This is a genomic window from Saccharopolyspora sp. NPDC050389 (genome assembly GCF_040655595.1).
In the GTDB taxonomy this organism is placed as follows: Bacteria; Actinomycetota; Actinomycetes; order Mycobacteriales; family Pseudonocardiaceae; genus Saccharopolyspora.
The window spans coordinates 46,108-54,678 of sequence record NZ_JBFAKG010000039.1 but is presented as its reverse complement, the minus strand read 5'-3'; the positions used below and the strand labels follow the sequence as shown (position 1 = coordinate 54,678).

Annotated in this window: 8 protein-coding genes; 1 reads left to right on the top strand and 7 read right to left on the bottom strand. The window is 67.6% G+C overall.

Annotated features, from left to right (window positions below):
- Positions 1–96 precede the first annotated feature (96 nt).
- Positions 97–987 carry an NmrA/HSCARG family protein gene (locus AB0I53_RS24980; RefSeq protein ID WP_358607427.1) on the bottom strand — a complete coding sequence of 297 codons (891 nt, stop codon included), beginning with the start codon at positions 985–987 and terminating at the stop codon, positions 97–99.
- A gap of 101 nt (positions 988–1,088) precedes the next feature.
- Here AB0I53_RS24980 and AB0I53_RS24975 point away from each other — a divergent pair, with 101 nt between their 5' ends.
- Complete coding sequence (locus tag AB0I53_RS24975) at positions 1,089–1,661, top strand: helix-turn-helix domain-containing protein (protein ID WP_358607424.1); 573 nt, start codon at positions 1,089–1,091, stop codon at positions 1,659–1,661.
- 135 nt (positions 1,662–1,796) lie between these two features.
- Here AB0I53_RS24975 and AB0I53_RS24970 read toward each other — a convergent pair whose 3' ends face one another.
- The 6 genes from AB0I53_RS24970 to AB0I53_RS24945 all read right to left on the bottom strand — a co-directional run bounded on the left by AB0I53_RS24970 (position 1,797) and on the right by AB0I53_RS24945 (position 8,568).
- Positions 1,797–2,798 (bottom strand): dipeptide ABC transporter ATP-binding protein, encoded by a 1,002-nt coding sequence (locus AB0I53_RS24970; RefSeq protein ID WP_358607421.1) that lies wholly within the window; start codon positions 2,796–2,798, stop codon positions 1,797–1,799.
- Positions 2,791–3,792: an ABC transporter ATP-binding protein gene (locus tag AB0I53_RS24965; RefSeq protein ID WP_358607564.1), complete on the bottom strand. Its 1,002-nt coding sequence runs from the start codon at positions 3,790–3,792 to the stop codon at positions 2,791–2,793. Before AB0I53_RS24965 ends, AB0I53_RS24970 begins: the two co-directional genes overlap by 8 nt.
- A gap of 20 nt (positions 3,793–3,812) precedes the next feature.
- Positions 3,813–4,784 carry an ABC transporter permease gene (locus AB0I53_RS24960; RefSeq protein ID WP_358607418.1) on the bottom strand — a complete coding sequence of 324 codons (972 nt, stop codon included), beginning with the start codon at positions 4,782–4,784 and terminating at the stop codon, positions 3,813–3,815.
- Positions 4,777–5,703 carry an ABC transporter permease gene (locus AB0I53_RS24955; protein WP_358607415.1) on the bottom strand — a complete coding sequence of 309 codons (927 nt, stop codon included), beginning with the start codon at positions 5,701–5,703 and terminating at the stop codon, positions 4,777–4,779. The genes AB0I53_RS24960 and AB0I53_RS24955 overlap by 8 nt, the downstream gene beginning before the upstream one ends.
- 74 nt (positions 5,704–5,777) lie before the next feature.
- Positions 5,778–7,409: an ABC transporter substrate-binding protein gene (locus AB0I53_RS24950; protein ID WP_358607412.1), complete on the bottom strand. Its 1,632-nt coding sequence runs from the start codon at positions 7,407–7,409 to the stop codon at positions 5,778–5,780.
- Positions 7,410–7,614: 205 nt separating this feature from the next.
- Positions 7,615–8,568, bottom strand: a complete 954-nt coding sequence (locus AB0I53_RS24945) for a Ppx/GppA phosphatase family protein (protein WP_358607561.1) — start codon at positions 8,566–8,568, stop codon at positions 7,615–7,617.
- Between the last annotated feature and the right edge of the window lie 3 nt (positions 8,569–8,571).

Here is an 8,571-nt window from a genome sequence, read left to right as displayed (position 1 = left end):
CCTGCTGGAACGGTGCGACAGAGAAGACGCCTTGGTCCGGCTCAATGTGCTGCAGTCTGAGTCCGGTTCTTACCGGACTCAGCACTCACGACTTCTTCACGATCCGAGCAGGGCTCGCCCTCGGGTGTCCAGCCAGGTTTCGAAGGTCATCAGGCCCGGGTGGCGACGGCGCAAGGCCGGGATGTCCACCGACATGTCGAGCTCGTTCAGCGCCGTGTAGGCGCGGTACAGATCGGGGTTCTGCTCGCGAAGCGGCTCCAGCGGCAGCTCGACGTGGCGGAGCCGCCGCCCGGTCGCGCGGGACAGCGCGGCGGCGATCTCCGGCGGCGTCAGCGAATCCCCGGCGAGCTCCACCGCCTGGCCGATGTAGTCGCCCGGATTCTCGAAGGCCAGCACGGCGAGCGTGCCGATGTCGTCGAGCGCGATCAGCGGCTGCGACACGTCGGCCCGGATCGCGCTCACCAGCTCGTCACTCGTGGCGGCCTGGCCCGGCATCATCGCCACGTAGTTCTCCATGAACGACACCGGCCGCAGCATCGTGGCCGGGATGCCCAGCGCGCGGATGTGCTCCTCGATCTCCCACTTGTTCTCCAGCGTGACGATGCCGGTGCGCAGCTCCACGTTGACCGCCGAGGCGTAGACGAGGTGCTGCACGCCGGCGGCTTTAGCGGCGTCCGCCACGTTCTTGCCCCAGCGGCGTTCTTCCTCGTGGCTGACTTCTGGGGACAGCTCGGGCGTTATGAAGGTCGGCTGGACGCTGAAAACGCCGTGCACGCCCCGCATCGCGGCATCGAGCGCCGCCCGGTCGCCCATGTCGCCTTGGACCAGCTCCGCCCCGGCCTCGGCCAGCCGCCGCGCGGCGGCGCCGGTGGTGTTGCGGGTGAGTGCTCGAACCCGCCAACCCCCGGCGAGCAGCCGGGTTGCCGTGGCGCCGCCCTGCTGCCCGGTCGCTCCGACGACGAGCACGACTTTCTCTGGTGTGGACACTTCATCCTCCGCATCGACGGGCGCAACCGGAACGTGCGCCCCGCTTTTGCAATATACGGAACGACCGCCCCGGTTGTCCACGGAAGCGGTAAGCTCGGCCCGTGACGACCGAGAACGCCCCCGGAAAGCGGCTGCGCGCGGACGCCCAGCGCAACCGCGAGCGGGTCCTCGCCGCGGCCCAGGAGTTGTTCGCCGCCGAAGGCCTGGCCGTCCCGCTGGACGACATCGCCCGCCGCGCAGGCGTCGGCCCCGGCACCGTCTACCGCCACTTCCCCACCAAGGAAGCGCTTTTCGAGGCCGTCGTGGCCGAGCGGATCCGGGCGATGATCGAGGAGGCCCGCGACCAGGCGAAGGCCGACGACGCCGGCCAGGCGTTCTTCGACTACTTCCAGCGCGTGATCGAGTACGCCGCGCTGAACAAGGACATCTGCGACGCACTGGAATCGACCGGGCAGCAACCGAAAGCGGCCTGCCTGGAAAGCGACTTCGACGACGCCCTCGGCATCCTGCTGGAGCGCGCGCAGCAAGCGGGCGCGGTGCGCGCCGACCTAACGACGGCCGAGGCGCGATCGCTGATCGTGGGAGGCCTGAACATGCACCGCCGCGCGGTCGCGGAACAACGCCCGGCCAGCGAGCTGGCGGTCCTCTACGCGGGACTCCGCCCGCTCGGCTGATCCCCGGGCCCGTGAGTGCTTTGGAGCGCCCCGGCAGCCCAAACCACTCACGAGCCCGGAACCAGGCGACCGAATAGGAGAAGGGCACCTCCGAGCAAACCGCTCGAAGGTGCCCTCCAACTCGAAAATCGCCCGTCAGGACACCACGTGCGGACGTTCCTCCGCGAAGTGGCAGGCCGACGGGTGGCTGCCCAGGCGGACCTCCAGCTCCGGGACCTGCTCCGCGCAGATGTCCTGCGCCTTCCAGCAGCGGGTGCGGAAGCGGCAGCCCGAGGGCGGGTTCGCCGGGCTCGGCACGTCGCCGGTCAGGCGGATCACCTCGCGCTTGCCGCGCAGCGTCGGGTCCGGGACCGGCACCGACGACAGCAGCGCCTGCGTGTACGGGTGCTGCGGGTGCTCGTAGATCTGCTCGTCCGAGCCGATCTCCACGACCTTGCCCAGGTACATCACCGCCACGCGGTCCGACAGGTGGCGGACCACGCCGAGGTCGTGGGCGATGAACACGTACGACAGCCCGAACTCGTGCTGCAGGTCGCCGAGCAGGTTCATCACCTGCGCCTGGATCGACACGTCCAGCGCCGACACCGGCTCGTCGCAGATGATCACCTTCGGCTTCAGCGCCAGCGCCCGCGCGATGCCGATGCGCTGCCGCTGGCCGCCGGAGAACTGGTGCGGGTAGCGCTGGATGTGCTCCGGGTTGAGCCCGACCACCTCCAGCAGCTCCTGCACCTTCCGCCGCCGCTCGCCCTTCGGCGCCACCTCGGGGTGGATCTCGAACGGCTCTCCGATGATGTCGCCGACGGTGCGCCGCGGGTTCAGCGAGGTGTACGGGTCCTGCAGCACGATCTGCAGGTCGCGGCGCAGCTTGCGGAGCTCGGAACCGCGCATCTTGAACATGTCGCGGCCCTCGAACAGGGCACTGCCGCTGGTCGGCTTCTCCAGCCGCATCAGCACCTGCGCCAGGGTCGACTTGCCGCAGCCGGACTCACCCACCACGCCGAGGGTCTCGCCCTTGTTCAGGTCGAACGACACGCCGTCGACGGCCCGCACGTGGCCGATGGTGCGCTTGAGCAGCACACCCTGGGTGACCGGGAAGTGCTTGACCAGGTCCCGCACCTGGAGGATCGGCTCAGCCACGGGTAATCAACTCCTCGGCGAAGTGGCAGGCGCTGGCCCGCCCGAGGCCCAGCTGGTGGTAGGTCGGGACCTCCTGGCTGCAGCGTTCCACGGCGCGCGCGCAGCGCGGGTGGAACGGGCAGCCCGAGGGCACCGCGAGCAGGTTCGGCGGCAGCCCCTTGATGGTCTCCAACTCCTGCCCCTTGAGGTCCAGGCGCGGGATCGACCGCATCAGGCCCTCGGTGTAGGGGTGGCCCGGCTGCCGGTAGAGCGAGTAGGCGTCCGCGCTCTCCACGATCCGGCCCGCGTACATCACCACGATCCGGTCCGCGACCTCGGCGACCACACCGAGGTCGTGGGTGATCAGGATGAGGCCCATGCCGCGGTCCCGGCGCAGCTCGTCGAGCAGGTCCATGATCTGGGCCTGCACCGTGACGTCCAGCGCCGTGGTCGGCTCGTCGGCGATGAGCAGGTCCGGGTCCAGCGCCAGCGACATCGCGATCATCGCGCGCTGCCGCATGCCTCCGGAGAACTGGTGCGGGTACTCCTTCACGCGCTGCTTCGCGTTCGGGATCTTCACCTGGTCCAGCAGCTCGACGGCCTTGGCCATGGCGTCCTTGCGGGACATGCCGCGGCGGGTCCGCAGCTGCTCGGAGATCTGGAACCCGACGGTGTAGACCGGGTTCAGCGCGGACAGCGCGTCCTGGAAGATCATCGCCATCGACTCGCCGCGCAGCTCCCGCCGGCGGCGGTCCGACGCGGCGAGCAGGTCCTCGCCCTGGTACTTGATCGAGCCGCCGGTGATCGCGCCCGGCGGGATGTCCAGGATGCCCATGATGGTCTGCGCGGTGACGCTCTTGCCGGAGCCGGATTCGCCCAGCACGGCAAGGGTTTCACCGGCGTCGACGTGGTAGCTGACGCCGTTGAGGACCTTGGCCACGCCGTCCCGGGTGCGGAACTCCACGTGCAGGTCCTCGACCTCCAGCAGCCGCTCCGCCGGGGCCTTGTTGTCCACAGTAGACAAAGCGGTTTCTCCTACTTCTGCTTCGGGTCGAGCGCGTCGCGCACGGCGTCACCGAGCATCACGAACGCCAGCACCGTGATCACCAGGAACCCGGCCGGGAAGAACAGCAGGTGCGGCGCAGCCTGGATGTAGTTCCGCGACTCGGCGATCATCACGCCCCACGACACGACCGGGTCGCGCAACCCGATGCCCAGGAACGACAGCGTCGCCTCGGCACCGATGAAGCCGCCCAGCGCGATCGTCGAGTACACCAGGACCGGGGCGAGGCAGTTCGGCAGCATGTGCCGCAGGATGATCCGCGGCGCGCTGGCGCCGAGCGCCCGCGCCGCCTTCACGTAGTCCTGCTGCTTCGCCGAGATCGCCGCCGACCGCATGATGCGCATCGAGATCGGCCAGGACAGCACCGCGATGGTCAGCACCACCTGGGCGACGATCCGCGTGGCGCTGGGAATGGTCACCTCGGCGTTGAAGGTGGTCAGGATGACGATCGCGCCCAGCACGAACGGCAGGCCCAGGAAGATCTCGGAGAACCGGGACAGCAGGTTGTCCACCCAGCCGCCGAAGTAGCCGGCGACGATGCCGACGCCGCCGCCGAGCACCACGGTCAGCAGCGTGGCCAGCAGGCCCACCGCGATCGACGCGCGGGTGCCGTGAACGGCCCGGGCGAAGATGTCCCGGCCGAGGTTGTCGTAGCCGAACCAGGCCTCCGCGGACGGGGTCTGCCGCACCTTGGAGAGGTCCTGGAAGGCCGGGTCGGCCGAGGTGAACACGCTCGGGAACGCGGCGATGAACAGCAGCACCAGGATGATCAGCGACGCCGCGATGAACAGCGGGCGACGCCGCAGGTCCAGCCACGCGTCGCCCCAGAGGCCGCGGGGCTTCTCGTTCTTGTTGCGCAAAGCCTTGGCCGTGTTCTCGGCAGCGTTCCCGCCCGCCGTGGACGCGGTCGCCAGACCGGAGGTGCCAGCACTTGGGTCAGTCATATCGGATCCTCGGGTCGAGAACCGCGTAGAGGATGTCCACGATCAGGTTCATCAGCAGGTAAACCAGCACCAGCAGGGTGACGATCCCGGTCACCGTGGCGCCTTCCTTGGTCAGGATCGACTTGAAGACCAGGCCGCCGATACCGCGGATGTTGAACACGCCCTCGGTGACGATCGCGCCACCCATCAGCGTGCCGAGGTCGGTCCCCAGGAAGGTGATCACCGGGATCAGCGAGTTCCGCAGCAGGTGCACGCCGACCACGCGCTTGGGCTCCAGGCCCTTGGCGACCGCGGTCCGGACGAAGTCCGCGTGGCGGTTCTCCATCATGCTGGTCCTGGTCAGCCGGGCCACGTAGGCCATGGACAACGAGCCGAGCACGAAGCCGGGCACGATCAGCTCGCCGATGGACGGGTTCGAACTGACCGTGGGCTTGATGATGCCGAGTTCGCTGCCCAGGGTGATCTGCAGCACGAAACCGGTGACGAACACCGGCAGCGAGATCAGGAACAGGGTGGACACCAGGACCAGGTTGTCCAGGAATCCGCGGCCGCGCAGGCCGGTCAGGATGCCGGCCGCCAGGCCGATGACACCCTCGATGATCAGCGCGACGACGGCGAGCTTGATGGTGGTCGGGTAGGCGTTCTGGATCAGCGTGCTGATCTCCACGCCCGCGTAGGTCTCCCCGAAGTCACCGGTGAGGAGCTTCCCCAGGTACTTGAAGTATTGAACGACCAGCGGATCGTCCAGGTTGTACTTCGCGTGCATCTCGGCGATGTAGGCGGGCGGACAACCGCGGTCGCCGCACTTTCCCGCGAACGGGTCACCCGGAATCGCCCAGACGAGCAAGTAGATGATCAGAGTTGTCCCGATGAACACCGGGATCAGTTGCAGCAGCCGCCGCAACACGTAGCGACCCATTCGGGCCTCCTAATCACAGCCAATGCAGGGCCCGGCCCACCGGATCACGGTGGGCCGGGCTCTGGCTCAGTTCGTCACTGCTTCAGGCGCACCGTGGTCAGGTCAAGTTCACGGTAAGCCTTGACCTCACCTTCAGCGATCCGCTCCGAGAAGCCGTACTGCACCGGCTGCGACCACAGCGGGACCAGCGGCAGGTCGTCGGCCAGCAGCTTCTCCGCATCGGCGTAGGCGGCAGTGGCAGCCTCGATGGACGGAGCCGCGTTCGCCCTGTCGAGCGCCGCGTTGAACGCCGGGTTGTCGTACTTGTAGTCGTTCGACGACGCGTCCGTGCGGTACAGCTGGGTCAGGAAGGTCTCGATGTTCGGGTAGTCGGCCTTCCAGCCGGTCCGGAACAGGCCGGTGAACTTGAACGCGTTGGCCTTCTGCCGGAACTCGCCGAACGTCGGGACCGGGACGAACTGGGTCTCGATGCCGAGGTTCTGGTGGATGCTCGCGGCCACGGCCTGCGCCCACTCGTTGTGGCCGCCGTCGCCGTTGGTCTCGATGGTCAGCACGCCCTGGAACCCGCCGGCCTGCTGCAGGTACTGCTTGGCCTTCTCCGGGTTGAACTCGCAGGCCTCGCCGCACTGGTTCGGGCGGTAGCCCTCGACGGCCGGGGTGGCGAAGCCGTCCATCGGGTCACGACCACCGGCGAACACCTGCTGGGTGATCGTCTTGCGGTCGATCGACATCGAGATCGCCTTGCGAACCAAGGGGTTCTTGAACTTCGGGTCGTAGATCGGGAAGCCCATGGTCTGGGTCAGCAGACCCGGCTTCTGCTTCGCGCGCTCGCCGAGGTCCTGCTTCCACTTGTCGCCGACCAGCGCGGAGACCGGGATGGCCCGCAGGAAGTCCAGGTTGCCCGAGGCCAGGTCCTGGTAGGCGCCGTCGAGCTGCTCGTAGACCTTGAACTTGGCGCCCTTGATGGTCGGCTTGTCCGTGCCCACGTAGTTCTCGTACGCGGCGAGGTTGAGCTCCTGGTTCGGAATGCGGGACTCGAACTTGAACGGCCCGTTGCCGATCGGGTGAGCCTCGAAGGCCTTCGGGTCCTTGAAGAAGGAGTCCGGCAGCGGCATGTAAGAGGAGTAGCCCAGCACGACCGGGAAGATCGTGAACGGCTGCTTCAGCTTGACCGTGAAGGTGTTGTCGTCGACGACCTTGAGGCCGGACAGCTCCTTGGCCGCAGGCGCCGGGGCCTGCTGCGGGCCGTCCTCGCCGTCCGGGTCCTCGGACTGCATCTGGTCGTAGCCGTCGATCTGCTCGAAGAAGCTCGCGCCCTGGAGGCCGTTCGGACCGTATGCGTTGTAGTTCCAGGCGTCCACGAAGTTCTTGGCCTTGACCGGGGTTCCGTCGTGGAACGTCCAGCCCGGCTTCAGCTTGATCGTGTAGTTCTGGTGGTCGGTGGACTCAATCGACTCCGCGACCGCGTTCTCCACCTTCAGATCACTGGCCCGGTAGTTGACCAGGCCGGTGAACATGGCGTTGACGATGAAGCCACCGTTCTCTTCGGTGGTGTTCGCCGGGACCAGAGGATTCTCCGGCTCACCCCAGTCGAGGGTGATGATGCCGTCCTCTCCGGAGCCGCTGCCGCCACCACCGCAGCCGGTGGCGAGCATCGCCACCGCCAGCGGGGCGGCGACCAATGCGGCCAAACGTCCCTTTCGCATGTAGGTCCTCCCGCTTCCACGCGTGCCCCAGCAGTGATTTCCGGGGTCATCACGCGCGGCGGATCATTCACCGCCGCGTCAGACGAGCGTAAACATAAGTGAGAACCCGTTCACGGCAATGCCCTGTCACAAAGCCGTCACTTTCTGAATCGGTCCAGACGATTCTCCACCCAAAAGATGGAATCATGCGTCCACATTCTGGGAACTAGCTGATAGACAGGGCAATACCATCGAGAATGTCATGCTCACTGACAGTCATGGCAGAAATGCCCGCGCGCTCCGCCAATTCTTCCGCTAGCACCTTCACGACCAGCGCACCTCCGCCGATCACATCGACGCGGCCCGGATGCATGGCACCGATCGCGGCGCGTTCGTCGTGCGACATCCCGAGCAGGCCCTCGGTGATTTGTTCGACTCTTTTCTGGGAAACATGGGAAAGATGAATTGCCACCGGATCGTATTCGGGCAGTTCCTGCGCGATGGCGGACAAAGTGGTGACCGTGCCGGCCACCCCGACCCAGGTGCGCGCCCCCGAGCAGTCCACCGCGGCGAACGCGTCGTCGAGGATCTGCCGGGTCACCTTCTCGGCCTCCCGCACCTCCTCGTCGGTGGGCGGATCGCTGTGCAGGCAGCGCTCGGTCAGCCGCACGCAACCGACGTCGGCGGAATGCGCCGCGGTGATGTCCGCGCGCACGCCGTCCCAGGTGCCCACGACCAGCTCGGTGGAGCCGCCGCCGATGTCGGTGACCACGAACGGCCCGTCGGCCGGGTCGAGATCGCCGACCGCGCCGGTGAACGACAGCCGCGCCTCCTCGTCACCGGTGATCACCTCGGCGTCCACGCCGAGCGTTTCCCGCACCATGGCGAAGAAATCCTCGCGGTTGGACGCGTCCCGGGTGGCCGAGGTGGCGACCATGCGGATCCGCTCGACGCCCTTGCGAACGGCGATCGCGGCGTAGTCGACCAGCGCCGCCCGGGTGCGCTCCAGCGCCTCGTCGGCGAGCCGCCCGGTGGCGTCCACGCCCTGCCCGAGCCGGACGATCTTCATCGCGCGGTAGATGTCGCGCAGGTCGCGCCGACCGTCGTCGTGCACGGTCACATCGGCCACCAGCAGGCGGATCGAATTGGTCCCGCAGTCGATAGCCGCAACCCGTGACATCTG

Coding starts and splice junctions, on each gene's coding strand:
- AB0I53_RS24945 (WP_358607561.1), bottom strand. CDS start 8,568: ATGTCACGGGTTGCGGCTATCGACTGCGGGACCAATTCGATCCGCCTG.
- AB0I53_RS24960 (WP_358607418.1), bottom strand. CDS start 4,784: ATGACTGACCCAAGTGCTGGCACCTCCGGTCTGGCGACCGCGTCCACG.
- AB0I53_RS24955 (WP_358607415.1), bottom strand. CDS start 5,703: ATGGGTCGCTACGTGTTGCGGCGGCTGCTGCAACTGATCCCGGTGTTC.
- AB0I53_RS24950 (WP_358607412.1), bottom strand. CDS start 7,409: ATGCGAAAGGGACGTTTGGCCGCATTGGTCGCCGCCCCGCTGGCGGTG.